Origin of the sequence: Tabrizicola sp. (genome assembly GCF_016793705.1) — a bacterium.
Classification (GTDB): Bacteria; Pseudomonadota; Alphaproteobacteria; order Rhodobacterales; family Rhodobacteraceae; genus Tabrizicola.
In genome coordinates this window covers 52,148-76,519 of record NZ_JAEULO010000064.1, presented here as the reverse complement: position 1 = coordinate 76,519, position 24,372 = coordinate 52,148, and the positions used below count along the sequence as shown (strand labels likewise).

At 67.6% G+C, this 24,372-nt stretch carries 20 protein-coding genes; 3 read left to right on the top strand and 17 right to left on the bottom strand.

Annotated features, from left to right (window positions below):
- The 12 genes from JNJ68_RS16335 to JNJ68_RS16280 all read right to left on the bottom strand — a co-directional run.
- The coding region (locus JNJ68_RS16335; protein ID WP_294983842.1) for a hydantoinase/oxoprolinase family protein at nt 1–1,265 on the bottom strand (1,265 nt) is incomplete at its 3' end.
- Nucleotides 1,266–1,964, bottom strand: a complete 699-nt coding sequence (locus tag JNJ68_RS16330; RefSeq protein ID WP_294983839.1) for an ABC transporter ATP-binding protein — start codon at nt 1,962–1,964, stop codon at nt 1,266–1,268.
- Nucleotides 1,954–2,658: an ABC transporter ATP-binding protein gene (locus tag JNJ68_RS16325; RefSeq protein WP_294983837.1), complete on the bottom strand. Its 705-nt coding sequence runs from the start codon at nt 2,656–2,658 to the stop codon at nt 1,954–1,956. Before JNJ68_RS16325 ends, JNJ68_RS16330 begins: the two co-directional genes overlap by 11 nt.
- Entirely contained in the window at nt 2,646–3,578 is a 933-nt protein-coding gene (locus JNJ68_RS16320) for a branched-chain amino acid ABC transporter permease (RefSeq protein WP_294983847.1), read from the bottom strand. The genes JNJ68_RS16325 and JNJ68_RS16320 overlap by 13 nt, the downstream gene beginning before the upstream one ends.
- A gap of 11 nt (nt 3,579–3,589) precedes the next feature.
- Nucleotides 3,590–4,468, bottom strand: coding sequence for a branched-chain amino acid ABC transporter permease (locus tag JNJ68_RS16315; protein ID WP_294983834.1), 879 nt, complete (start codon nt 4,466–4,468; stop codon nt 3,590–3,592).
- Nucleotides 4,469–4,552: 84 nt separating this feature from the next.
- On the bottom strand, nt 4,553–5,824 hold the full coding sequence (locus JNJ68_RS16310; RefSeq protein WP_294983832.1) for an ABC transporter substrate-binding protein: 1,272 nt from the start codon (nt 5,822–5,824) through the stop codon (nt 4,553–4,555).
- Nucleotides 5,825–5,903: 79 nt separating this feature from the next.
- Nucleotides 5,904–7,229 (bottom strand): hypothetical protein, encoded by a 1,326-nt coding sequence (locus tag JNJ68_RS16305; protein WP_294983829.1) that lies wholly within the window; start codon nt 7,227–7,229, stop codon nt 5,904–5,906.
- A gap of 71 nt (nt 7,230–7,300) precedes the next feature.
- Nucleotides 7,301–7,882 (bottom strand): amino acid synthesis family protein, encoded by a 582-nt coding sequence (locus tag JNJ68_RS16300; RefSeq protein ID WP_294983826.1) that lies wholly within the window; start codon nt 7,880–7,882, stop codon nt 7,301–7,303.
- Complete coding sequence (locus JNJ68_RS16295) at nt 7,875–8,729, bottom strand: UPF0280 family protein (RefSeq protein WP_294983822.1); 855 nt, start codon at nt 8,727–8,729, stop codon at nt 7,875–7,877. The genes JNJ68_RS16300 and JNJ68_RS16295 overlap by 8 nt, the downstream gene beginning before the upstream one ends.
- Nucleotides 8,720–10,150, bottom strand: coding sequence for a 6-hydroxynicotinate reductase (locus JNJ68_RS16290; RefSeq protein ID WP_294983819.1), 1,431 nt, complete (start codon nt 10,148–10,150; stop codon nt 8,720–8,722). Before JNJ68_RS16290 ends, JNJ68_RS16295 begins: the two co-directional genes overlap by 10 nt.
- A gap of 124 nt (nt 10,151–10,274) precedes the next feature.
- A complete protein-coding gene (locus JNJ68_RS16285; protein ID WP_294983816.1) occupies nt 10,275–12,947 on the bottom strand; it encodes a molybdopterin cofactor-binding domain-containing protein in 2,673 nt (890 codons plus the stop codon).
- Nucleotides 12,944–13,786 carry an FAD binding domain-containing protein gene (locus JNJ68_RS16280; protein WP_294983814.1) on the bottom strand — a complete coding sequence of 281 codons (843 nt, stop codon included), beginning with the start codon at nt 13,784–13,786 and terminating at the stop codon, nt 12,944–12,946. Before JNJ68_RS16280 ends, JNJ68_RS16285 begins: the two co-directional genes overlap by 4 nt.
- 82 nt (nt 13,787–13,868) lie before the next feature.
- Between JNJ68_RS16280 and JNJ68_RS16275 the strand changes: the two genes are divergently transcribed.
- Entirely contained in the window at nt 13,869–14,288 is a 420-nt protein-coding gene (locus JNJ68_RS16275) for a MarR family transcriptional regulator (RefSeq protein WP_294983811.1), read from the top strand.
- Here the strand turns inward: JNJ68_RS16275 and JNJ68_RS16270 are convergent.
- Nucleotides 14,281–14,904, bottom strand: coding sequence for a TetR/AcrR family transcriptional regulator (locus tag JNJ68_RS16270; protein WP_294983808.1), 624 nt, complete (start codon nt 14,902–14,904; stop codon nt 14,281–14,283). The genes JNJ68_RS16275 and JNJ68_RS16270 overlap by 8 nt on opposite strands.
- A gap of 126 nt (nt 14,905–15,030) precedes the next feature.
- Between JNJ68_RS16270 and JNJ68_RS16265 the strand changes: the two genes are divergently transcribed.
- Nucleotides 15,031–17,055, top strand: coding sequence for an NADH:flavin oxidoreductase (locus JNJ68_RS16265; protein WP_294983806.1), 2,025 nt, complete (start codon nt 15,031–15,033; stop codon nt 17,053–17,055).
- Between the two features lie 8 nt (nt 17,056–17,063).
- Here JNJ68_RS16265 and JNJ68_RS16260 read toward each other — a convergent pair whose 3' ends face one another.
- Together JNJ68_RS16260 and JNJ68_RS16255 are read right to left on the bottom strand one after the other, a co-directional pair.
- The gene (locus JNJ68_RS16260; protein ID WP_294983803.1) at nt 17,064–17,471 is read right to left on the bottom strand and encodes a Fur family transcriptional regulator; all 408 of its coding nucleotides are present in this window, start codon (nt 17,469–17,471) and stop codon (nt 17,064–17,066) included.
- 149 nt (nt 17,472–17,620) lie between these two features.
- Complete coding sequence (locus JNJ68_RS16255; protein WP_294983801.1) at nt 17,621–18,619, bottom strand: LLM class flavin-dependent oxidoreductase; 999 nt, start codon at nt 18,617–18,619, stop codon at nt 17,621–17,623.
- Nucleotides 18,620–18,800: 181 nt separating this feature from the next.
- On the opposite strand from JNJ68_RS16255, the gene JNJ68_RS16250 reads away from it, so the two are divergent.
- A complete protein-coding gene (locus tag JNJ68_RS16250) occupies nt 18,801–19,190 on the top strand; it encodes a GIY-YIG nuclease family protein (RefSeq protein WP_294983798.1) in 390 nt (129 codons plus the stop codon).
- A gap of 112 nt (nt 19,191–19,302) precedes the next feature.
- On the opposite strand, the gene JNJ68_RS16245 is transcribed toward JNJ68_RS16250, so the two are convergent.
- Both JNJ68_RS16245 and JNJ68_RS16240 read right to left on the bottom strand, forming a co-directional pair.
- Nucleotides 19,303–22,992, bottom strand: coding sequence for a vitamin B12-dependent ribonucleotide reductase (locus JNJ68_RS16245; protein WP_294983796.1), 3,690 nt, complete (start codon nt 22,990–22,992; stop codon nt 19,303–19,305).
- 465 nt (nt 22,993–23,457) lie between these two features.
- The gene (locus tag JNJ68_RS16240) at nt 23,458–24,345 is read right to left on the bottom strand and encodes a DMT family transporter (RefSeq protein WP_294983793.1); all 888 of its coding nucleotides are present in this window, start codon (nt 24,343–24,345) and stop codon (nt 23,458–23,460) included.
- Nucleotides 24,346–24,372: the final 27 nt, after the last annotated feature.

The following is a 24,372-nucleotide window of genomic DNA, read 5'->3' as shown; positions in this document are numbered from 1 at the left end:
CGGATCGCCCCGGCCATATGGGTGTTGGCGATGCGGATCACCGCCGCCGCCGCCGCTTCGACCGACAGGCCCAGCGGCGCGGCGATCTGGCTCCGCATCGCCTCATGCGCAGCCCCTGCCGCCTGCCCGAACCGACTGGCGGGCAGGCGGCCAAGGATCAAATTCGCATCGGAGATCGTGACTCTAGTCCCCCCGCGCCCGTAGCAGACCGGCCCGGGATCCGAGCCCGCGCTTTCCGGCCCGACCCGCAGCATCCCGCCTGCGTCGATCCGGGCGATCGAGCCGCCGCCTGCGCCAACGGTCCGCACATCGACCATCGGCACATGGATCGGCATGGCATATTCCACCTCGATCTCGTTCGAGACCGGGGCCACCCCGCCCCGGATCATCGCCACATCGGTCGAGGTGCCACCCATGTCATAGGTCAGAAGGTTTGCCATCCCGGCCCTGCGGCCTGTCGCCACCGCCGCCATCACGCCGGAGGCGGGGCCCGACATCACCGTCTTCACCGCCTCCTTGGCCACGTCCTTCGCGGCCACCATGCCGCCATTGCCATTCATCACCAGCAGGTCGCGGCGGTAGCCCCGGGCGGCCAGTTGCTCCGCCAGCCGAGCGACATAGCGCTCCAGAAGCGGCTGGACCGAGGCGTTGACGGCGGCCGTCACCCCCCGCTCATACTCCCGCGATTCCGAGAGAAGTTTGTGGCCCAAGGTAATGTAATCATTGGGCCAAATCTCCCTTGCGATCTCCTCTGCCCGCAGCTCATGCGCGGGGTTGGCGTAGGCGTGCAGGAAATGGATCACCAGCGCCTCGCAGTCCTGGTCGCGCAGCTGCCGGGCCGCCGCCCGGACTGCATCCTCGTCCAGGGCCATCACCACCCAGCCCCGCGCATCCATCCGCTCGGGCACCTCAAGCCGCAGGTCGCGGGGGATGATCGGGGTGAAAGACCCATGCATTCCATAGGCCTGCGGGCGGGTGCGGCGGCCAAGCTCCAGCACGTCGCGGAAGCCCGTCGTGGTGATCAGCCCGGTCTTCGACAGCTGGCGCTCCAGCACCGCATTGGTCGTCGTGGTGGTGCCATGGACGATCAGGTCGATCTGCGACAGGTCAGCTTCAGCCTGATGAAAGGCCTCCAGCACCCCGCCCGACTGGTTGGGCAGCGTCGTCGGCACCTTGGCCAGCCGCACCGCCCCGGTCGCGGGATCGAAGATCACCAGATCGGTGAAGGTGCCGCCCACATCCACGCCCGCGACAAGCCCGGTCATTCACACCCCCACATAGGTCCGGAAGGCGAGGTCATCGGCCGCCATACCCTTGATTTCCCTTGTCTCCTCCACCCGGCCCGCCACCATGAAGGCAACCCGGTCGGCCAGCTTAAGCACGGCATCGACCCTTTGCTCGACCAGCACCACAGCCACCCCTTGCCCCTTCAGCGACAGGATCGCCTCCTGGATCAGCGTGATCATCGAGGGCTGCAACCCCTCTGTCGGCTCGTCCAGCAGGAGGACCTTCGGCTGAAGACACAGCGCGCGGGCGATGGCGAGCATCTGCTGTTCGCCCCCCGAAAGTGTCTGCGCCGTCTGGGCCAGCCGTTCGCGCAGGCGGGGGAAGAGGGTCAGCACATGGTTTAGCGTCGCCCGGTCGTTGCCCCGCACCAGCCCGCCGACGGCAAGGTTCTCGGCCACGGTCAGCGGCCCGAACAACCGGCGGCCCTGCGGGACATAGGCGAGGCCATGGCGGGGAACCTCATGAGCGGGAAGGCTTTGGAGCGCGGTACCGTCCAGCGTGATTGCCCCGGCGCTGACAGGGATCAGGCCCATCAGGCATTTCAGGAAGGTCGATTTGCCCACCCCGTTCCGGCCCATCAGGCAGGTGATCCGCCCCGGCGAGGCGCTGAAATCAACGCCGTGGAGCACGGTGACAGGGCCGTATCCTGCGGTCAGGCCTTTGACTTCAAGCGCCAAGATAGGCCTCCTGCACCGCTGGGTCGGCGCGAATTTCCGAAGGGGTCCCGCTGGCCAGGACCTGGCCGAAGTTCAGCACGGTGATCCGGGTGGCAAGGTCCATCACCACCTCCATGTTGTGCTCGATCAGCAGAACAGTGGTCTCTGGTACCAGGCTTTCGACCAGCCGGATGAAGCTGTCGATCTCGCTGGCCGCCAGCCCTTGCGTCGGTTCGTCCAGGATCAGGACCCGCGGGTTCAGCGCCAGGCCCATCGCCAGTTCGAGGAGCCGCTGGTGGCCATAGCTGAGCGCCTGCGCCTCCTGCGCTTCCAATCCCTCCAGTCCCACGCGGGCCAGCGCGGCGCGGGTGCGGTCGAGAAGGTCGCGCGCGCCCTGCGACTGGACGGCCAGCGCCACGTTGTCGAACACGGTCAGGCGCGGGAAGATCGAGGTGATCTGGAAGGTATAGGCGATGCCCTTCCTGACGCGGGCATGGGCGGGAAGGCGGGTGATGTCCTCACCGTCCAGAAGGATGGTCCCGGACTGGGCCATGCGCCGCCCGGAGAGGAGGCTGACGAAAGTGGTCTTCCCCGCCCCGTTCGGGCCGATCAGAGCGTGGATTTCGCCGGACTGAAGGGCGAAATCCACCCCGTCCACCGCCTTGAGGCCGCCGAAATGCAGGGTCAGTCCGCGCGTCTCGATCAGGGCAGCCATCGGACCCACCTTTCCCGGATCGTGCCCAGAATCCCCTTCGGCGCGAAGAGGACGAGGGCCACCAGCGCGGCTCCGACGAAGAAGAGATAGGCCGAGGTCAGGCCAGTGGCGACCTCGATCAGCGTGAACATCACCAGCGCGCCGAGGAAGGGGCCGAGAGTCGTCCCCGCCCCGCCGAGAAGGACGTAGAGCATCGGCAGGATGGAATACTGGATCGTGGCGAAGCTGGCCCCGACATAGCCGAAGAGGAGCGCATAGGCGGCCCCGGCAGCCCCGGAATAGAGGCCCGAGATCGTCAGCGCGGCCAGCTTCACGGTGAAGGGGTTGTAGCCCAGCATCCTCGACCGCTCCTCGTTTTCCCGCATGGCGACCATGGTGCGACCGAAGGGAGAGCGGATGAGGGCGAGGCTGATCAGAAGGCCCGCGGCAAAGATCAGCAGCGCGGCCAGGAAGCGGGGGGTGTCGGTCGAAAGGTCGAAGCCGAGCAAGCGGCGGCTGGCAGCGGCCACCGCAAAGCCGTCGTCCCCGCCGGTGACCGGGGCGAAGTAGAGCAGCGTCAGGTATCCGGCCTGCGCGAACATCAGCGTGACGATCATGAAGCTGACCCCCGCCGTCCGCAGCGCCAGCAGGCCGAGGGCGGCGGCCATCAGCCCCCCGCCCGCGACCCCGGCGATGAAGGCGGGGCCTGCGCCCCAGCCCCAGAGCTGCGCGGGAAGGCCTGCCGCATACATCCCGGCGGCGAGGAGGAGGGCGTGGCCGAGGCTGAGGAGCCCGGTATAGCCGAAGGCCAGGTTGTAGCCCATGGCGAAGACCGCCAGCACCATGATCCGCGCGAGATTGGTGGCGTGGTAGGGCGAGAGCCAGAACTGCGCGGTCAAGAGGACCGCGATCAGGGCAAGGTGCAGCGCCCAGGGCTTCACGCCTCCACCGGTCACGCCTTCGCTCCGAACAGGCCCTGCGGGCGGAAGACCAGCACCATGGCGACGAGGAGCGTGGCGAGGATCTTGGCCAGCGTGGGCGTGAAGAACATCGAGATCACTCCGTCGGACAGCCCGATGACCAGCGCTGCGATCAGTGTGCCGCGCAAGCTGCCGAGGCCGCCGATGATCACCACGATGAACGAGAGAAGCAGCGGATCGCCCCCCATCAGGTAATGCGCCTGCTGGATCGGGACGACGAGCACGCCGGCCAGCGCGGCAAGGCCCGCGCCAAGCGCGAAGGTGCTCATGTAGACCCGGTCGACATTTATCCCGAAGGCGCAGGCGGTGGTGCGGTCCACCTGCGTCGCGCGCATGATCAGGCCCGCCTTCGTCCGCGTCATGAACAGCCACAGCGCCAAGAGGACGGCCAGGGCGGCAAGGACGACGAACAGCTTGTAGCCGGAATAGCCGAACCAGGGCAGCTGGATGCGCCACTCGAACGGGGCCCGCACCGGATTGGCATTGGGGCCATAAAGCGACAGCGCCGCCTGCTGGATCATGTAGAGAAGGCCGATCGTCGCGACGATGGTCGCCTCGGGGTCATAGGCGAGCCGCTTCAGGATCAGCCCATCGGCCAGGGCGGCGAGCGTCGCGACGATCAGGGGCGCGATGAGCAGGGCCGCGACAAAGGCCAGCGCGGGCGGGCCGGGGATCATGGTGGTAACGACCCAGGCCAGCACCGCGCCCAGCATGTAGAATTCGCCATGCGCGACGTTCACCACGCGCATGACGCCGAAGACGAGGCTCAGGCCCGAGGCCGCCAACGCCAGGACAGCGGCGGTCACGAGGCCCTCCATCAGGGCCAGGAGCAGGAAGGGTCCGAAGGCCATGCGGGTCCCGTGGGTGAAGGAAAAGGTGGGTGAAACACCCACCCTACGCGGCATAGGGTGGGCAATCTGCCCTCGCGACAGGCGTCAGAACGACATCGTCGTATAGTCGACCGCGTCCTCGTAGACGCCTTCCTCGATGGTCGTGGTGTGGACCTTGACCAGCTTGCCGCCCTGAACCTGGCTGATGTTCTGCGACCCGAAGACCTGGTGCGTCTTGCCGTTGAAGCGCTTGGCCCCCTGCGGGCGTTCGATGCCATAGGGCAGGTCGGAGATCGCCTCCATCGCCTCGACCAGCTTCTGCCGGTCGGCCGGGCCGGTGTAGCCCGCCGCCTCCATCGACTGCTTGATGAAGTAGAGCGTTTCCCATGTGCTGAACATGTGGCTGTAGGTCGAGACATCCGCCGCATCGCTGACCGAGGCACCGTTGTCGTCCACCCCCACGGCGGCGCGGTAGGCGGCCTCGTGCTCGCCCGCGTCGGCGGGTTTCACCCGGGGATGTGCCTCCCAGAAATGGCTGCCTTCCAGGAACTCCAGCCCCGGTGTCGCGGTATCCACCGCCTCCAGGCTGTCGATGAAGCCGAAAAGCGCGGGCTTGGCGCCGGTGCCGTAGAACTCGCCCAGTTCCTTGACGAAGGTCAGGACGGCGGGGCCGACCATGACGTGATACAGCACCTCGGTCTCGGTCGGGATCTGCGGGAAATAGCGGGTGAAGCTGGTCTCGGTCGGGGGCACGGCGATTTGGGCGATGACTTCGCCGCCCTGGGCCTGGATCGCGGTGGTGAAGAAATCGCGGTGGTCGTGGCCGAATGCATAATCGGGGAAGACCATCGTGACCTTCTTGCCAAGGTTCGCCGCAACCCAGGGCGCCATGGTGGAAATCTGCGCGCGGACATCGGTGATGCCGGGTTGCAAGGTCCAGCGGTTCAGGGCGCCGCTGGCGACGTGATAGCCCTCGGAGCAGACGAGGTAGGGCACTTTCAACTCGCCCGCCCTCGGCGCGGAGCCCATGACGACATGGCTGAACAGCGTACCCATCACCAGGTCGCAACCGTCGGACTGGGTGAGCTTGTCCACCACCTCGGAACCGCGCTTGGGATCGGTCGCGTCATCCTCGAACAGGAGTTCCACCGGGCGCCCGGCGATGCCGCCGCCGTCGTTGATTGCCTTCAGCGCGGCCTGGGCGGTGCGTTCGTACCAGCGCCCGTAGGCCGCGCCGATGCCGGTGCGGTGCAGCTGGAAGCCGATCTTGATCGGGGCACCTTGCGCGGCGACATGGCCCGGCAGCGCCGCCGTCAGCAGCCCCGCGCCGCCGGCCATCAGAAGTCCGCGGCGGCTGGGATGAAGCAGGTTCGTCATGTCCGTCTCCTCACTGTTGCGGCCTCTCGCGGGCCTATGGGTCATTGGGGGACCAGCGGCCCCGGATTGTCCAGCCTTTTCATCCGGTTCTGGCGGTGGACAGCAGCCAGAGTCCCAGCACCGTGTAAGCGACCATCAGCACCGTCATCGGCAGATGCGCCACGGGCCGCGCGCCCTGCCCCGCCAGTTTCAGTCCCAGCAGCACCGCCAGCAGATGCGCGCCGAGGACCGCCGCGAACTGCGCGGCATAGATCAGCGGCATCGCCCTTGGATCGGTCAGGAAGCCGAAGGAGACATAGAAGGGCGGTAGCCCCAGCCAGCTGTCGCCGGTCAGGAAGGGATCGTTCAGCGCGGCAAGGGTGTATTGTCCGGCGGTCAGCAGCATCACCAGGTAATGCGCGGCATGGTAGCCCGCGGCGATGGCGAGGAACGAAAGCATCACCGGCCCGGTCGCAAAGCCCCCGCCGATCCGGCGGCAGAGCGTGATCGCGCCAAGGATCAAGCCCAGCGTCAGCACCCAGACCGCCAGAAGACCGCCGGTGTTCTGCCAGACGACCGCGCTGCGGCCCGTCGGCTCCAGCGGGTTCTGCCCGATCAGCGCCTGCCACCAGAAGGTCTCGTTCAGCCCGTCGAAGGTGAGCGCGGCGAGGGAGAGGCTGACGAAGACCACCGCCGAGGCGGAAAGCGGCGGCATGGCAAGGACCTGCGTGCCGGGCCAGCCGAGCATCAGGCGGGTGCGGGGACCGTCGGACTCGTGCCAGAGGGGGGCGACCCTGGCGATCAGGCCGAAGATGACGGTCAGGAACTCGCCCTGCTCCAGCCAGTCCTCGCCCTCCAAGACGGCTAAGGCAAAGATCACCAACCAGTACCCCATTGCGACCTCGGCCAGAACCGCCGGGTCGTCGGGGTAGAGCGAGACGATCTGGAACCAGGCGAACCCGGCATAACCGGCGACGGCGGGCCAGTGGCCGAGGCGGGCAAGGCCGATGCTCCGCGTGCGGCCCAGAAGCGTGCGGGCGATGCGCACCGGCCCGGTCCAGGGGTTGATCGGGTGCCAGAGGTTGCCCAGCAGCATCGAGCCGAGCGGCACCACGATCCAGACCCCGGTCCAGAAGACCAGCGTCATCAGGTTGTGCATCGGATCGCGCTCGCCGAAGAGTCCGACGAAGACCAGGGCAAGGAAGGCGAGGAACGCGAGGTAGGAGGTCAGTGTCACGGGCAGAATGACCCGCCGCTCCCAAAGAAGGCGCGGCGCCATTACCGGCAGGCGCTGCGCGGCGGCCCCCATCAGCGCGGTCAGGGCCACCGTCAGCGCGGCGGCGGTGATGTAGTGGCCGGTGGGCAGCGTCAGGATCACCGAAGGCGGCAGGGCGCAGGCGAAGGCGAGGCCGGGGGTGAGGACCACCGCCAGACTGCTGGCCCCAAGGGTTTTCGAGAACCCTTGGCAAAATCCTTCGAAGGATATTGGCGCCAGTCTCACCGCAGTCCGTCCTCCCCCTTGACCTGGTCGATCTCCAAGCCACCCATCCGCGAATGCACCCGCCCGCCCCGCGCCATTCCCAGCGCGAAAAGCACCTCGTTCGCCCGTGGCCCGTCAGGGCAGGCCAGCGTGATCGCATCGAAGCGCGATCGGACATAGGCCGCGTTCAGATGGCCGAGCGGCAAGTCCAGCGTCGCGCCCATGCCGCCGACCTTCATCACGCTCGGCACGATGGCGCGGCACTCGCCCAGCCGCTCGCGCATCCCGTAGCCCCCCGCGACATGCCAGAGCGCGCCGTGTTCGGCCTCACCGCCCTCGCCCACGATGGCGCCCTTGCCATAGGCGTCGATCCCCTTGCGCCCCCCAAGGACGGCGACCAGCCGGTCGGTCAACTCCAGCGCCAGCGGCTTAAGGTCTTCCATCGCGGGTTGCAGGTCGGGGACGTAGCGCCCCGCGAACGGGTTCGCGCAGATCGCATAGATCGCGCCGCGCACCGGCGGCGGCGTGACCAGGGGCCCGCCCTCATGCCGGATCTCCTCCATCTGCACCACGATCTTCCGCACTGCGAAATCAGCCACCCCGATCCTCCCGTGCCAGCACCAGCGCGCCCGTCATCCTCGCCTCACCCTGAAGGAAAAGTGCCGCCCCTTCAATCAGCCCGCGCGCCCGGAAGCCCTCAGCCGCGTCGAGGCCCGCGTCCAGCGCCGCCGTCCGTTCCTCTGGCGAAAGCACCGGCACAGCCACCGTCACCTGCCGCTCGCCCAGGTCGCTGTCCCACTGCAACTCCCGCGCCGGACGGCGGCGGATGCGGGGGGCGTCGACGTCCACCGCATTCGCCACCATCGTCGCCGCAGCATCCGCCATCGCGGCCGTCCGCGCCACCACCGTCACCGCTTCGGCAATGCCGAGCGAAAAGCTGCGCCCGCGCCAGCCCGAGGTCGCGATCCCCCGCGCCGGATCGGTCGATGCGACGCTCACCCGATCCATCCCGCCCGAGACAGCAAGCGCACAGGTCAGTCGCTCGCCCGGGGCCAGCCCCAGCGCGATATCGCCACCGTTGTTGGCATAGGCGCGTCTGATGCCGGGACCAACCAGCGCCGCCAGAACATCTTCCGCCACCGCCCCCGCCACCGCCGCCATCGGCGTGACGAAGGCGGGCCGGAAAGGCGCGACGGCAGCGGCCATCCGGCGGGCGATCACGCCTTCCATCGGCGCATCTTCGGACCTCAGGGCGGGGAGTTCGGCGACCAGTTCTTCCAGCAGGCCGGAAAATCGGGTCGCAGCACGGGCATAGGCGGCGCGCACTGCGGAAGCTTCTCCGATAGCCTCGGCGACAATGTCGATGGGGCCGTGGTGAAGATGCAGCCGTCCACCCGGCAAGAGGGCCGCGACGGCTCCGGACGCGACGGGCGCGGTCATGGCCATGGCTCGACCCTCGCCGCCGTCGGATATTCCCCGCCCTCGGCCATGGACCGGTCGAGGCTGCGGATCACTTCCTCATGCCCACCCATCGCCAGGTAGTCCTCCCGCGACAGGGTGAACTCCAGAGGCGCCACCAGCGCAGGGGTGGGGACATAGCCGAAGGCCCCCTTCGGCAGGCGCGTGACATCGACCATGAAGGTGATCCCGCCGCCCGGCCATACGAAGGTCTCCGCTCCGCCCGAGGTAAGCCGCGTGACCCCGCCCTGCACCGAGCGCGTCAGCCGCACCGGGTTCTTCGCCACTCCCGCCCGCAGACTGCCCCCCGCGCCGCCGACGAACAGCACGGTGCAAAGCGATTGTTCGCAGTTCTCGTCAATGAGTTCGACGGTTTTCTTCAGGTAATCCGGCAACTCCTGCTGCACCGGGCGCAGCGCCTCGTCCAACACGTAATAGGCATACTGCTCGCCGGTGGTGGAGACCATGAGAAGCCGCAAACCGGGCCGCGCGCCCTTGGCCGGGTTCCAGTCGCCGAGGATCTCCAGCGGGTCGGTCAGCCTGGTGCCGCCCCAGCCCTGCCCGGGCTCCGACACCCGGAAATAGCGGCCCGGGGTGGAGCGGTGGCCCTTGATGCGGATGCCCGAAGGCTCCCAGCCGATCACCTTGCCCGCCTGATGCTCGCTGACGACGCCGGTGATGTGGTCGTCCACCACCACCACCTCGTCCACCAGCCCCTGCCACTGCACCGCGAACATGCCGATGGTCGCGCTGCCGCAGCCGACCCGCATCCGCCGCTCGCGCACCCCGTCGACCACCGGCGCCTGCCCGGCCTGCACCACGACGGTCGAGCCGCCGTCGATGGCCAGTTCCACAGCCTCGCCATTGCAGAGCGCCAGCATCGCGGCACAGGTGACACGGCCTTCCGCCTTGCCGCCCCCGGTCAGGTGGTGGACCCCGCCCAGCGACAGCATCTGGCTGCCGTATTCGGCGGTGGTCACATGGCCCACCGGCTCACCCTGCGCCCGGATCACCGCGCCTTCGGGGCCGAGGAAACGGTCGGTGTCGATCTTCACCTTGACCCCGCAGTAGGAGAAGATTGCCTCGGTCACGACCGTCACCATGTCAGCGCCGTCGACCTGCGAGGACACGATGAACGGCGCGGGCTTGTAGTCCGGGTAGGTCGTGCCCGAGCCGATCCCGGTCACGAAGGCGTCCGCCGGGACCGGAGAGCCGTCCCAATCCCGAGCCGCGAAGGGAACGACGCGGCCGCCCGCTTCCACCGTATGCGACAGCATCACCACCGGATCGGTCCGGACGATCCGGCCATCGGCATTGGCATAGCGGTCGCAGGCCCCGGTCTGGCCTGGCGCGATGTAGCACATCACCGGGCAGGCATCGCAGCGGATCTTTTCGGGCGCCTGGGTCATGGCGAGCGCCCCGTGGCAGCAGTCGGACCGGGGGCCAGCCCGCCGCCATTGGCGCTCGAACCAACGGCGCACCAATGGCAGCCTCCCGGGATACTTGCGGACAGAAAATGGAGCTTGCGTGGGGTCATGGCAGCCCTCCAAGCGCATCCAGCAACCGGTGCGGCAGGGCCGGAACGCGGGTGATCTCGGCCCCCGTGGCATGGCGGATCGCGTTCAGGATCGCGGGGGCGGTGGGGATCAGCACATGCTCGCCCAGCCCCTTGGCGCCGTAGGGGCCTTCGGGGTCGGGCACCTCGATCAGCAGGCTTTCGATGGGCGGCACGTCGCCGAAGGTGGGGATCAGGTAGTCATGCAGGTTCTCGGTCCGGCCCGGCAGGTATTCCTCCATCAGCGCCATGCCGATTCCCTGGGCGATGCCACCCTCGATCTGGCCGCGCGCGAGCATGGGGTTGATCGCCCGGCCCAGGTCATGCGCGGCGGTGATCTTGACCAGCCGCACCGTACCAAGCGCTTTGTCCACCTCCAGTTCCACCACCTGCGCGCCGTAGCCGTAGACGGCATAGGGCGAACCCTGGCCGTTCGCGTCGAGCGGCGCCGTGGGCGGGTCGTAGCTCGCCTCGGCGCTCAGGACGTGGCCGCGGGTGTCGGTCGGCAGGGCAGCAAGGTCGATGCGGGTCGAGGCCCCCCGGTCGCAGACAGAGAGTGTCGCGCCCTCCAGCGACAGCACCGCCCCCTCACCGGCATTGGCCCGGCGCAGGATCTCGGCACGCAGCCCCTCGGCGGCGGCCTTGGCAGCGCGGCCGGTGACGAAGGTCTGGCGGCTGGCCGAGGTCTTGCCGGCATCGGGCGTTAGGCCGGTGTCGGGGCCGACCAGCCGGAAGGCAGCCAGCGGCAGGCCCAGCGCCTCAGCGGCGATCTGGGCGATGACGGTGTTCGACCCCTGGCCGATATCGGTCGCGCCCTGGTGCAGCACGACCTCTCCCGCCGGGGACAGGCCGATGCGGATGGTCGAGGGGTTGGGCAGCGCGGTGTTGCCGCAACCATACCAGCAGGAGGCGACGCCGACGCCCCGGCCCCTTTGGCCCTTCGCTTCCGCCAGAGCGCGGGTCCAGTGCGGTTGCAGGGCCAGCAGGCAGTCATGGATGCCGGTGGCCTGCAGGACCTGCCCCGTCGCCGAGGCATCGCCGTCGCAGAGCGCGTTGCGCAGCCGGAACTCCAGCCGGTCGATCCCCGCCTTCTCGGCCAGCCGGTCGTAGAGCGTTTCCTGCCAGAGCGCCCCCTGAGGCACGCCGAAGCCGCGGAAGGCGCCAGAAACCGGCCCGTGGGTGTGGATCGCCCGCGCCTTCGCGGTGATATGGGGCGTGAGATAAGGCCCCGAGACATGCACCGGCACCCGGTTCGCCACGGTCGGACCCCAGCTGGAATAGGCCCCGGTGTTGAACCGCCCCTCGAACTCCATGCCGGTGATCCGGCCCTGACTGTCGCAGCCGATCCGCCCCCGCATCTCGGCCGGGTGGCGCTTGGTGGTCGAGGTCATGCTTTCGTGGCGCGAATACACCATGCGCGAGGGCCGCCCGGTCTTCAGCGTCACCAGCCCGATCAGCGGCTGCAAGGAGATGTCGAGCTTGGACCCGAACCCGCCGCCGGTGGCCGAAGGAATGATCCGCACCCTGTCCAGCGGCAGGCCCAGGATTGCCGCCGTATCCTCGCGGTCCATCCCCGGCGCCTGGGTGCAGGCACGGATCGCCAGCGTCTCGCCCTCCATCCACGCCGACCCGGCCTCGGGCTCGATATAGGCGTGTTCGACGAAGGCGGTGGTCATCGCGCCCTCCACCACATGCGCCGAACCCGCCAGGGCAGCGGTGGCATCGCCCTTCACCACCCGCCCCTCGATCAGCAGGTTGCCGGGGCGGTTGGGGTGGAGGAGGTCGCCTGCTTCGGCCTCCTCGGGAGTCGAGAGGGCCGGAACAGGGGTCCAGCTGATCGGAAAGCCGGTCAAGTCGGGCTCGGCATCGGGCTCGAAGGCCACCAGCGCCACGCATTCGCCCTGGAACCGGGCGGGAGAGGCGGCGATGGCGGGCTGGTCGGCGAAGGGCGGGATGACGGAAAACGCGTTGCGGCCGGGGATGTCGGCGGCAGTGAAGACGGCGACGACACCGGGGCGGGCGCGGAAGGCGGTCAGGTCGCCGATGGCGAAAACCGCGTGCGGATGCGGCGAACGGACCGCCCTCACCACCAACGCGCCCTCGGGCCAGTCGTCGGCCCCGAATCTGTCGCCAGCGACCTTGGCCGCACCATCGACGCGAGGGATCGCCGCCCCCACCGCCCCAGACACGGGCGCCTCGGGCCAGGCCCCCTCTCCTGCCGCGACCACCGCAGCGATGATGCTGCGATAGCCGGTGCAGCGGCAGAGGACGCCACCAAGCGCTTGCTCCACTTCGGTCTCGGACGGCCGAGCGTTGCGTGTCAGCAATTCCGCCGCCGCCAGCAGCATCCCCGGTGTGCAGATGCCGCATTGCGCCGCGCCATGGGCATGGAAACTGGCGCGCAGCAACGTCAGTTCGGGCGTCTCGCCCTCGACCGTCGTCACCGCCCGCCCCTCGACCCGCGCGGCGGGGGTCAGGCAGGCGCAGACCGCCGCCCCGTCCAGCAGGACCGTGCAGGCCCCGCAATCGCCCGCGTCGCAGCCGACCTTCGTGCCGACCTTGCCCAACCGCTCGCGCAACATCAGCGACAGCCGCTCCGTCGGCGGCGCCTCCACCGCGACCATCACCCCGTTCAGCGCGAAGCGGATCATGCCAAGGCCTCCGCCACCGCACGGCGCACCAGTTCTACCGCTGCCACGCGCCTGTAATCCGCCGTCGCCCGTACATCGTCGATGGGCGACAGCGCCGCCTGCACATCCGCTGCCGTCACCCGGTCCACCGCTTCCGCCACCGAAGCCCCGGCCAAAGCCGCCTCCACCGCCGGAAGCCGGACAGCGACGGGCGAACAGGACCCGACGGCCACCGAAGCCCCGCGCACCTGCCCGCCCTCAACCACCAGCCGCGCAGCGACCATGGCGATGGAGATCACCAGATGCGACCGCGCGCCCAGCTTCACGAAGGTCGACCGTCCGGCAAGGGCCGCTTCCGGGATCACCACTGCCGCCAGGATCTCACCCGGTTTCAGCGCCGTCCGCCGGGGGCCGAGCAGGAAGTCCCGCAGCGCCAACCTCCGCCGCCCAGCGACCGAGACCAGCTCCACCTCCGCCTCCAACGCCAAGAGTGGTGGCACCCCGTCGGCAGCGGGCGAAGCGTTGCACAGGTTCCCGCCTATGGTTCCCGCCACCTGCACCTGCCGTCCGCCCACCTGCCGCGCGGCCTGCTGCAAGGCCCGGCAGGCGAGCGGGAGATCGGCCTCGGCAATCGCCGCCCAGGGCGTCGCCCCCCCGATGCGCAACCCCTCCCCGGTCTCGATCCTGGACAGCGCAAGGCCGCCAAGGTCCAGCACCGGCCCCGTCAGTCGCGTCCCCGCCCCGGGATAAAGGTCGGTCCCGCCCGCCAGCACCCGCCAGCCGCATTCGGCCAGCAAGCGCAGGGCCTCGGTCATCGACTGGGGTCGGGCGTAGTCCGGCACGGAAAGCCCCGAATTCATTTGCGTAACAACAAGTCTGTGACCCCCTCGGGATTCTGTCAACAGCCTTGCACGGATCAACCGCAAGTCGTATCGCGGAAGGATGACGGATGCCAAAAGTTACCGCCTCGATGACCAGATCGGCTATATCCTGCGGCGGGTGACGCAGCGGCACTTGGCGATCTTCGCCGCCGCCATCCCCGAGGTCACGACCACCCAGTTCGCCGTCCTCGCTCGCCTGGCCGAGATCGGCCCGGTGTCGCAGAACCACCTCGGCCGCGCCGCGGCAATGGACGCTGCCACGATCAAGGGCGTGGTCGACCGGCTGGCGAAGCTCGGTCTGGTTGCGACCACCGCCGACCCCGCCGACCGCCGCCGCCTGACCGTCAGCCTGACCGAGGCGGGGACCGCGCTTTTCGCAACCCGGATCGACACCGCGCTTGCCGTCTCGGCCGATACCGTCGCGCCGCTGGCGCCCGAGGAAGCCGCTGCGCTGAAGGAACTGCTCCTGCGGCTTACCTGACCCTGTGCCGCGCCTGGAACGCGGCGATCTCCGCCTCGGTCGGCGCCACGCCGGAGAAGGTCAGCACATAGGCCGGGTTCCGCCCCATCCTGATCTCAAGGCTCTCCTCCGAGCGCAGCGCAATATAGCCGACCTGGGTCAGATACAGCGTCCGCGCCCGGGTATCGGCCTCGGTCTCGCTATAGCCGAAGCGGTGGAACAGCGCGGTGATAGCCGCCACACGCTCGGCATCGGCCGCGCTCATCGCTGCCGCAACCGTCGTATCGGTCAGCGCCCAGGTCCGCATCGCGAACTCCAGCCGGCTGTCGAACAGCGCGTCGTCGTACCAGCAGTCGAACAGGTTCAGAAGCGCCTCGGTGATGGTCGCCGCCGGAGCCTCGCAGCGCGCGACGAGGTTGCCGGTGTTCTTCGCCTGCCAGCGCGCGACCAGCCCGGCCAGCAGCGCCTCGCGGTCGGCGAAATGCCAGTAGAAACTGGTGCGCGACAGGCCCAGCCTTTCGGCCAGCGGCATGATCTTCACCGCCTCGACGCCGCCCTCGACCAGCAGGCCATAGCCCGCATCCAGCCAAAGATCCGGCGTTCCCCGCCAGCCGCGTTCGGTCTTTTCCATGCCCATCCGCCCGACCTAACCCTCCGGCTTCCTTTCGCGCAAGAGGATCGAAACAAAACTCGACACCTATGTCAAGTTTTGCCATACTCCGTGGCAAACCACGATTCCCCCCGCGAAAAGGCCAGGGCCCCCATGTCCAACGATCCCCTCCTCCAGCCGTTCCAGCTGAAACACCTGACGCTGCGCAACCGGATCATGACCACCAGCCATGAACCTGCCTATGGCGACGACGGGATGCCGAAGGACCGCTACCGGCTCTATCATCTGGAACGCGCCAAGGCCGGGGTGGCGATGGTGATGACCGCGGGCTCGGCCTCGGTCAGCCGCGACAGCCCGCCGGTGTTCTCGAACCTCCTGGTCTGGAAGGACGAAATCGTGCCGTGGATGAAGCGGCTGGTCGACGATTGCCACGCGGCGGGGGCCGGGGTGATGATCCAGCTTTCGCACCTCGGCCGCCGCACCCGCTGGGACAAGGGCGACTGGCTGCCCGTCGTCTCCTCGACCCACGAACGGGAACCCGCGCACCGGGCCTTCCCGAAACCGGCCGAGGACTGGGATATCGACCGGATCATCCGCGACTATGTCGATGCCGCCGAGCGGATGAAGGACGCGGGCGTCGACGGGATCGAGTTCCTGTGCCACGGCCACCTCCTCGACCAGTTCATGTCGCCGCTGACCAACATGCTGGACGGCCCCTATGGCGGCAGTCTGGAGAACCGCGCCCGGCTGACGCTGGACATCGTGGCCGCCGTGCGGAGGCGGATCGGGTCGAAGATCATCCTCGGCCTGCGCTACGGCGTCGATGAGATGGAGCCGGGCGGCATCGACATGGAAGAGGGCATCGCCCTTGGAAAGATGTTCCGTGACTCCGGCATGGTCGATTACCTGAACGTCAACCGAAGCCGCATCCACACCGACCCGGCGATGACCGACATGATCCCGATCCAGGGGATGCGGTCCGCGCCCCATCTGGACTTCGCCGGCCGCATCCGGGCCGAGGTCGGGATGCCTACTCTCCACGCCGCCCGCATCCCCGACGTGGCGACCGCCCGGCACGCGGTGGCGACGGGCCAGGTCGACATGGTGGGGATGACCCGCGCCCACATGGCCGACCCGCATATCGTGCGCAAGATCGTCGAGGGCCGCGAAGACGACATCCGCCCCTGCGTCGGCGCGACCTATTGCCTGGACCGCATCTATCAGGGCGGCATGGCGCTTTGCATCCACAACCCCTCGACGGGGCGCGAGCAGCACATGCCGCATGAGATTGCGAAGGCGGCGGTGAAGAAGAAGGTCGTGGTCGTCGGCGCCGGTCCTGCGGGGCTGGAAGCGGCCCGTGTGGCAGCGGAACGCGGGCATTCGGTCGTCGTCTTCGAGGTCGCCGATCGGCCCGGCGGCCAGATCCGGCTGACGGCGCAGTCGAAGCGGCGGTCCGAGATGATCGGCATCATCGACTGGCGCATGGCCCAGTGCAGCGCCAAGGGGGTGGAGTTCCGCTTCAACACCTGGGCGGATGCCGCTGATGTGACAGCCGAGAACCCCGACGTGGTGGTGATCGCAACCGGGGGGATGCCGCAGACCGATATCCTGTCGGCGGGCAGCGACCTCGTGGTCTCTTCCTGGGACATCATCTCGGGCGATGTGAAGCCGGGGGCGAACGTGCTGCTCTACGACGACGCCGGCGACCATGCCGCGCTGCAGGCGGCGCAGGTGATCGCCGAGGCGGGCGGCAAGGTCGAGGTGATGACCCGCGACCGCAGCTTCGCGCCGGAGGTGATGGCGATGAACCTGGTGCCCTACATGCGGGCGATGCAGGACAAGGACGTGACCTTCACCGTGACCTACCGGCTTCTGTCGGTGGAAAAGGCGGGGAACCAGCTGAATGCCACGGTCGGGTCGGACTACATGAAGCTCGACAAGACGGCGGTCTTTGACCAGGTGGTCGTCAATGCCGGGACCCTGCCGCTGGCGGACGTGTATTTCGAGCTGAAGCCGCTCTCGGGGAACAAGGGGGCGGTGGACTATGAGGCGATGATCGACGGGCGGGCGCAGCCTGCCGTGGAGGGGTTCCAGCTCTACCGGATCGGGGATGCCGTGGAGGCGCGGAACACCCATGCGGCGATCTATGACGCGCTGCGGCTGGTGAGGACGGTCTGAGGAACGGGCTAGCTCCGTTTCCGGCAGTAGAGTTCCATCCGGTGGTGGACGATCTCGTAGCCGAGTTCAGCCGCGATCTCGCGCTGGAGCTGTTCGATCTTTTCCGACCGGAATTCGGTGATCTGGCCGCTGTCGAGGTCGACGATGTGGTCGTGGTGGGGGGCGTCCGCCACCTCATACCGCGCCCCGCCGTTTTCGAGGGCGAGGCGGAGGACCACGCCTTCCCGTTCCAGGACCGAGAGGGTGCGGTAGACGGTGGCCAGCGACAGGCTGTCGTCGAGGGTCCGCGCCCGGCGGTGCAGCTCGGCGGCGTCGGGGTGGTCTTCGGAGTCCGTCAGGACCTTGAGAAGGACTTCCCGCTGGCGGGTCACACGAACTCCGGTCTCACGGAGGGCCTGGGCGGGGGTCTGCTTCATGCGGGGATGGTAGCGGCTGGGGGGGGCGGGGTCAAACCTTGCCGATGTGTCCACGGTGGACAAATCTGGAGTTTCGTTTGATTACAGTTGGTTGTGATTTTCTGTTAGGGTGGCGTTAACATCTTGACCGTGCCTGACTTCGGGCCATGTCAGGCTGCTGCGGCAGGCGTGATCAGGTCCGCCAGCACACCGGCGGCGATCTCCAGCGATCGGAGGCGGGCATCGTGGTCGTGCATCATCCCGGTGATCATCATCTCGTCCGGGCGGTAGCGGGCGATCAGCACGGCCAGGTCACGCCGCACGGTCTCGGGCGAGCCGACGGCGGAACAGGACAGGGCGGCGCGCGCCTGGGTCAGGACCGGCACAGGGACTTCGCTCAGGTCATGGGTGGGCCGGGGCAGTTGGCCGGGGCGTCCGGTCCTGAGCCGCGCAAAAGCCAGAAGCTGCGAGGAGCGGAGATAGGTCGCCTCCTCGTCGGTCGCGGCGGCAGAGACGCCGACCGCGATCATGACGTGCGGCTTGTCGAGCCGGTCCGAAGGGCGGAAGGTCCGGCGGTAGACCTCCAGCGCCTCGTCCAGATGCGCGGGCGCGAAATGCGAGGCGAAGGCGTAAGGCAGGCCCAGCCAGGCCGCCAGCTGCGCGCCGAAAAGGCTGGAGCCGAGGATCCAGACGGGGACATTCGTGCCGGTGCCCGGGATGGCCTGGACCTGGCCTGTCGTGTCGCCAAGGTAGGCGATCAGCTCCTGCACGTCCTGGGGGAAGGTATCCTCGGGTGCCATGTTGCGGCGGAGGGCACGGGCGGTGAGCATGTCGGTGCCGGGGGCGCGACCGAGGCCGAGGTCGATCCGGTTCGGATAGAGGGTTGCAAGGGTACCGAACTGTTCGGCCACCACGAGGGGGGAGTGGTTCGGCAGCATGATCCCGCCCGCGCCGACGCGCATGGTTTTCGTATGACCGGCGACATGGCCGATCAGGACCGGGGTCGCGGCGGAGGCGATGCCGGGCATGTTGTGATGCTCGGCCAGCCAGTAGCGGTGGAAGCCTGCTTTTTCGGCGGCCTGGGCGAGGTCGACGGTGGCCGCAAGAGCCTCGGCGGCGGTGTGGCCTTCGGGGATCGGGGCCAGGTCGAGGTAGGAATAGTGCTGCATGGGCGGCCTCCGTTCGGGACAGAGGTAAGCATTGAGGGTGGTGGGGGGAAGGGGGATGTCGCTGCAGCAGCGTAGGGTGCGTTACAGCGCATCTTGGGGCGGTGCGCTGTAGCGCACGCGATGCGGTTAAGCGGACATTCACCTTTTCGCGCAACTGTCATCCCCGCGAAAGCGGGGACCCATGCGAGAGTTCAATTTCTTCGTCTACCTTATGGCATCGCGTTGGAACGGCACGCTGTACTGCGGCGTGACGAACGATCTGCTGCGCCGGGTGGTCGAACATCGTGAGGGAACGGCTGAGGGGTTCACGTGCCGGTACGGCGTCTCGCGCCTGGTGTGGTTCGAGCAGCATTCGGACATCAACGAGGCGATCCTGCGGGAGAAACGGATCAAGAAATGGAATCGGGAGTGGAAGGTCTCGCTGATCGAGGCGGGAAACAGGGACTGGAGGGATTTGGCGGTTGATCTGGGGCTGGAGCCTTTGCCGGGTGTCATCCCCGCGAAGGCGGGGATCCAGTTGGGTCATGGGGCGGCGGTTCAAAAGAATGGATCCCCGCCTACGCGGGGATGACAGTGGGGGGAGGTTTGGCCCCAGTGAAAAATCAAAGGCCGTTCATAGGAACGGCCTCTGCGCTTGTAAGGGATCCCCGCCTTCGCGGGGATGACAGGTATGGCGAGATGACTCAGCTGCACCCCGTCGTCGAGCCGCAGCTGTTGCACTTCAGGCAGGTGCCGTTCCTCACCAGCGTGTAGTTGCCGCATTCGGCGCAGCTGTCGCCGGTGTAGCCTTGCAGCTTGGCCTTGGTGCGGGCGTCCGCCGCGCCGAGGGCGAAGGTGCTGGTCGATTCCGAGAAGCCGGAGACGCGGGTTTCCGACAGGACCGCCGTCATCGGCGCGGCCATGTCGGTGCCGGTGGCGAGGCCGCCGCCGAAAGCCGTCACGCCCTGCCCGCCTTGCAGCACGGTGAACTCCTGCGGCACGCGCTTGCGCATGTAGCCGGTGGAGGCGACCTGCCGCAGCACTTCCAGCGACTTCGAGGCCGCCGTCTCGCTGGGCTCGGCGATGTTACGTTTTCCTTCCTCGTCACCGCGGCCGAGATCGTCGAAGCTGGCGCCTTTCGGGGCGACATGGGCGAGATCGGTACGGTCCAGGTAGCTGACGGCAAGCTCGCGGAAGATGTAGTCCAGGATCGAGGTCGCGTTCTTGATCGAGTCGTTGCCCTGCACCATGCCCGCCGGCTCGAAGCGGGTGAAGGTGAAGGCTTCCACGAATTCGTCCAGCGGCACGCCGTATTGCAGGCCGACCGAGACGGCGATGGCGAAGTTGTTCATCATCGCCCGGAAGCCCGCGCCTTCCTTGTGCATGTCGATGAAGATCTCGCCCAGCGAGCCGTCGGCATATTCGCCGGTGCGGAGATAGACCTTGTGGCCGCCGACGATCGCCTTCTGGGTATAGCCCTTGCGGCGTTCCGGCAGCTTCTCGCGGTGGCGGGAGATCAGCTCCTTGACGATCACCTTCTCGACGATCTTCTCGGCGATGACGGTGGCCTTTTCCTGCGCCGAGCCGGTTGCGAGGATTTCCTCGGCCTCTTCATCGTCCTCGATCAGGGCGGCGGCGAGGGGTTGGGAAAGCTTGGAGCCGTCGCGGTAGAGCGCATTGGCCTTGATGCCGAGCGAGTGGCTGAGTTCATAGGCCGCCAGCGTCTCGGCGATGGTGGCGTTGTTCGGCATGTTGATGGTCTTGGAGATCGCGCCGGAGATGAAGCTTTGGGCGGCGGCCATCATGGTGATGTGGCTGTTGACCGACAGGAAGCGTTTGCCGGTCTTGCCGCAGGGGTTGGCGCAGTCGAAGACGTTCAGGTGTTCGGGCTTCAGGTGCGGCGCGCCTTCGAGGGTCATGGTGCCGCAGACATGGTCGTTGGCGGCGTCGATCTGGGCCTTGGTGAAGCCGAGGTGACGGAGGAGGTCGAAGGTCGGGTCGGCCAGTTTCTCGGCGGGGATGCCGAGGGTACCCTTGCAGAAGTCTTCGCCGAGCGTCCACTGGTTGAAGACGAAGCGGATGTCGAAGGCGCTTGGGAGGGCGGCCTCGATCTTCTCGATCTCGCGCGGGCCGAAGCCGTGGCCGATCAGCGCGGTGTGGTTGATCGCCGGGGCCTGGCCGAGGGAGGCGTGGCCGACAGCGTAGGCGACGATCTCGGCAGCCTGGGCGGTGGAGTAGCCGAGAGTTTCAAGCGCGGCGGGGACCGACTGGTTGATGATCTTGAAGTAGCCGCCGCCGGCGAGTTTCTTGAACTTGACCAGGGCGAAGTCGGGCTCGATGCCGGTGGTGTCGCAGTCCATGACTAGGCCGATGGTGCCGGTGGGGGCGATCACGGTGGTCTGGGCGTTGCGGTAGCCGTGGGCTTCACCAAGGCGCAGGGCCTCGTCCCAGGCGGATTTGGCAAGCGCGACAAGGGTTTGGTCGGGGCAGTTCGCGTGGTCAAGGGCGACGGCGGGGACGTTCAGGCCTTCGTAAGCGAGCCCATGGGCCGCCGCGCGGTGGTTGCGGATGACGCGGAGCATGTGGGTCTTGTTCCGGTCGTAGCCGGAGAAGGGGCCAAGCTCCTTGGCCATCTCGGCGGAGGTGGCATAGGTCACGCCGGTCATGATCGCGGTCAGGGCACCGCAGAGGGCGCGGCCTTCGTCGGAGTCGTAGCCGAGGCCCATGTTCATCAGCAGGCCGCCGATATTGGCGTAGCCGAGGCCGAGGGTGCGGAAGTCGTAGGAGAACTGGGCGATTTCCTTCGAGGGGAACTGCGCCATCATCACGCTGATTTCCAGGGTGAGGGTCCAGAGACGGGTCGCGTGGATATAGGCCTCGGCGTCGAACTTGCCGTCATGGTGGAAGGTCAGCAGGTTCATCGACGCCAAGTTGCAGGCGGTGTCGTCGAGGAACATGTATTCCGAGCAGGGGTTCGAGCCGCGGATCGGGCCGTCCTCAGGGCAGGTGTGCCAGGCGTTGACGGTGTCGTGGAACTGGATGCCTGGGTCGGCACAGGCCCAGGCGGCGTGGCCGATCTGGTCCCAGAGCTCGCGGGCGGAGACGGTCTTGGCGATCTTGCCGTCGGTGCGGCGGATGAGTTCCCAGGGTTTGTCTTCGCGGACGGCGGTCAGGAAGGCGTCGGTCACGCGGACCGAGTTGTTGGAGTTCTGGCCGGAGACGGAGATGTAGGCCTCGGAGTCCCAGTCGGTGTCGTAGGTGGGGAATTCGATGCTGTCGAAGCCCTGGCGCGCGTATTGCAGCACGCGGTTGGTGTAGGTGTCGGGGATCATCGCCTTCTTGGCGGCCTTGATCGCGGCTTTCAGCGCGGGGTTCTTGGCCGGATCGGTCGCGTCGGCTTCCGCGCCGTCCCACTGGCGGATGGCGGCGAAGATGTCGTTCAGGCGGGCCTCATGCATCTTGGACCCGGCGACGAGGGAGGCGACCTTCTGCTCCTCGATGACCTTCCAGTTGATGAAATCCTCGATATCGGGGTGATCCATGTCGATGATCACCATCTTGGCGGCGCGCCGCGTGGTGCCGCCGGACTTGATGGCGCCCGCCGCACGGTCGCCGATCTTGAGGAAGCCCATCAGGCCCGAGGACTTGCCGCCGCCCGACAGTTTCTCGCCCTCGCCGCGGAGGGAGGAGAAGTTGGTGCCGGTGCCGGAGCCGTATTTGAAGAGCCGGGCCTCACGCACCCAGAGGTCCATGATGCCGCCGTCACCCACCAGGTCGTCCTTGACCGACTGGATGAAGCAGGCGTGCGGCTGGGGGTGTTCATAGGCGGAGGCGGATTTGGTGAGCTTGCCGGTGGCGTGGTCGACGTAGAAATGGCCCTGCGACGGGCCGTCGATGCCATAGGCCCAGTGCAGGCCGGTGTTGAACCATTGCGGGCTGTTCGGCGCGGCCATCTGGCGGGCCAGCATGTAGCGCATCTCGTCGTAGTAGGCTTTCGCGTCGGCTTCGGTGGTGAAATAGCCGCCCTTCCAGCCCCAATAGGCCCAGGCGCCGGCGAGGCGGTCGAAGACCTGCTTGGCGCTGGTCTCGCCCACCATGCGCTTGTCTTCGGGAAGCTGGGCCAGTGCGGCCTCGTCGGGGACCGAGCGCCAGAGGAATTCGGGGACGCCCTTTTCCTTGACCTTCTTGAGCACGGCGGGGACGCCTGCCTTGCGGAAATACTTCTGGGCCAGCACGTCGGAGGCGACTTGGCTCCAGCCTTCCGGCACTTCGACGGCCTCGTTGCGGAAGACGATCTTGCCGTCCGGGTTTCGGATTTCAGAGGTGGTGAGGACGAAACCCATCGCCCCGTAGGCGCCGGTGGCTTCCGTGGTGAACTTCCGCTCGATCTTCATGCCCCTGGTCTCCCGTTTTTGCGGCCCTTGCGGCCGAGAATTGACTAAACCAGGCAGGGACCATGTTCCGGCGCAGCCTTAGGCAAAACGTTTCCGGTCCTGACGGTACGGGCCGCCAAGAGGGTCGCATCCGATTGGGATGCCCTTTTTGTGAAGCGTTCTGCCTGTTGCTGCGGCACTAGATTTTGTGGTTGCCCCTGCCGCTTTGTCAAAGTGTCGTAATCCCGTGGTTCGATCAACGGGAAAATTGCACGCGGAAGCAGATTTTCGGCTTGACGTTTTTTCGGTCACATCACGGGAACGTCAGCACACGCGAGCGGAGCATGTGGACATCCCTGGGGACAGGGTTCGCGCAGTTTGTGAAGAGCGGCGGATTTGCAAGCATTGCGGCCCGCTTGGCGCGCGACCTTCAGCGACCCACAGGAGCGGCCCCTTGTCAACGAAGCGATTCCGCCCGACCGAACCTCAGCGCGTGGCCGGGGCCGGACGGTTGATCAGCACGATCCCGGCGGCGGCCAGTGCAGCGGCGAGGAGAATCGGCAGACCGATGGTTTCGCCGAAGAGGAGCGCACCCAAGAGGATCGCGAGGATCGGGGTCAGGAAGGAAAACGAGGCCACGGTCGAGGCCGGGTAGACCGAGAGGAGCCAGAGCCAGGCGATGAAGCCCCCAGCCACCACGATGGAGGATTGGAAGACCAGACCCACAATATGTAGTGCTTGCAGGTCGCGGATCAGCGGGCCGAAGAGGGGTGCGGCGAGAAGCAGGATCGGGGCCGAGACGAGGACCATCCAGAAGAGCTGCATCTCGGGCCCCTCGGCCCGCATGACCGGGCGGCGCGCGATATAGGCGGTCAGCGCCCAGCCCCAGGCGGCCCCCAGGGCGCAAAGATCGCCCGCAAGACTCGCCTCACCGGTCTTGGGGCGCGAGAGGATCGCCACGGCGCAACCTGCGAAGGCGAGCGCGAGGCCCGCGGCCTTGGTGCCGGTGATCCGCTCGCCCAGGCCGAAATGGGCCAGCAGCGCGAACCAGACCGGCATCGAATACATGATGAGCGAGGAGCGCCCGACAGTCGTCAGGTCGAGAGCGAGGAAGAGAAACAGGAATTCGGCGGCGAAGATCGCCCCCATCAGCAGGCCGCTGCCCCAGGCTTCGCGCCGCAGGCGCGGCGGGCGGCCCTTCCAGACAAGCCAGGCCCAGACGAAGCCGACGGCGAGAAGCGAACGGAGACCGGCGAAGAAGACCGGTTGCAGCCCTGCATTCACCAGCTTGATGATGACCTGGTTGACGGCGAGAAGGCCCTGCACGCCGAGAAGCATGGCGACGCCCACACCGTCGAGTCTCGATTTGCGCATCTTTCCCCCCTGCCCGGCCCCCCTTTT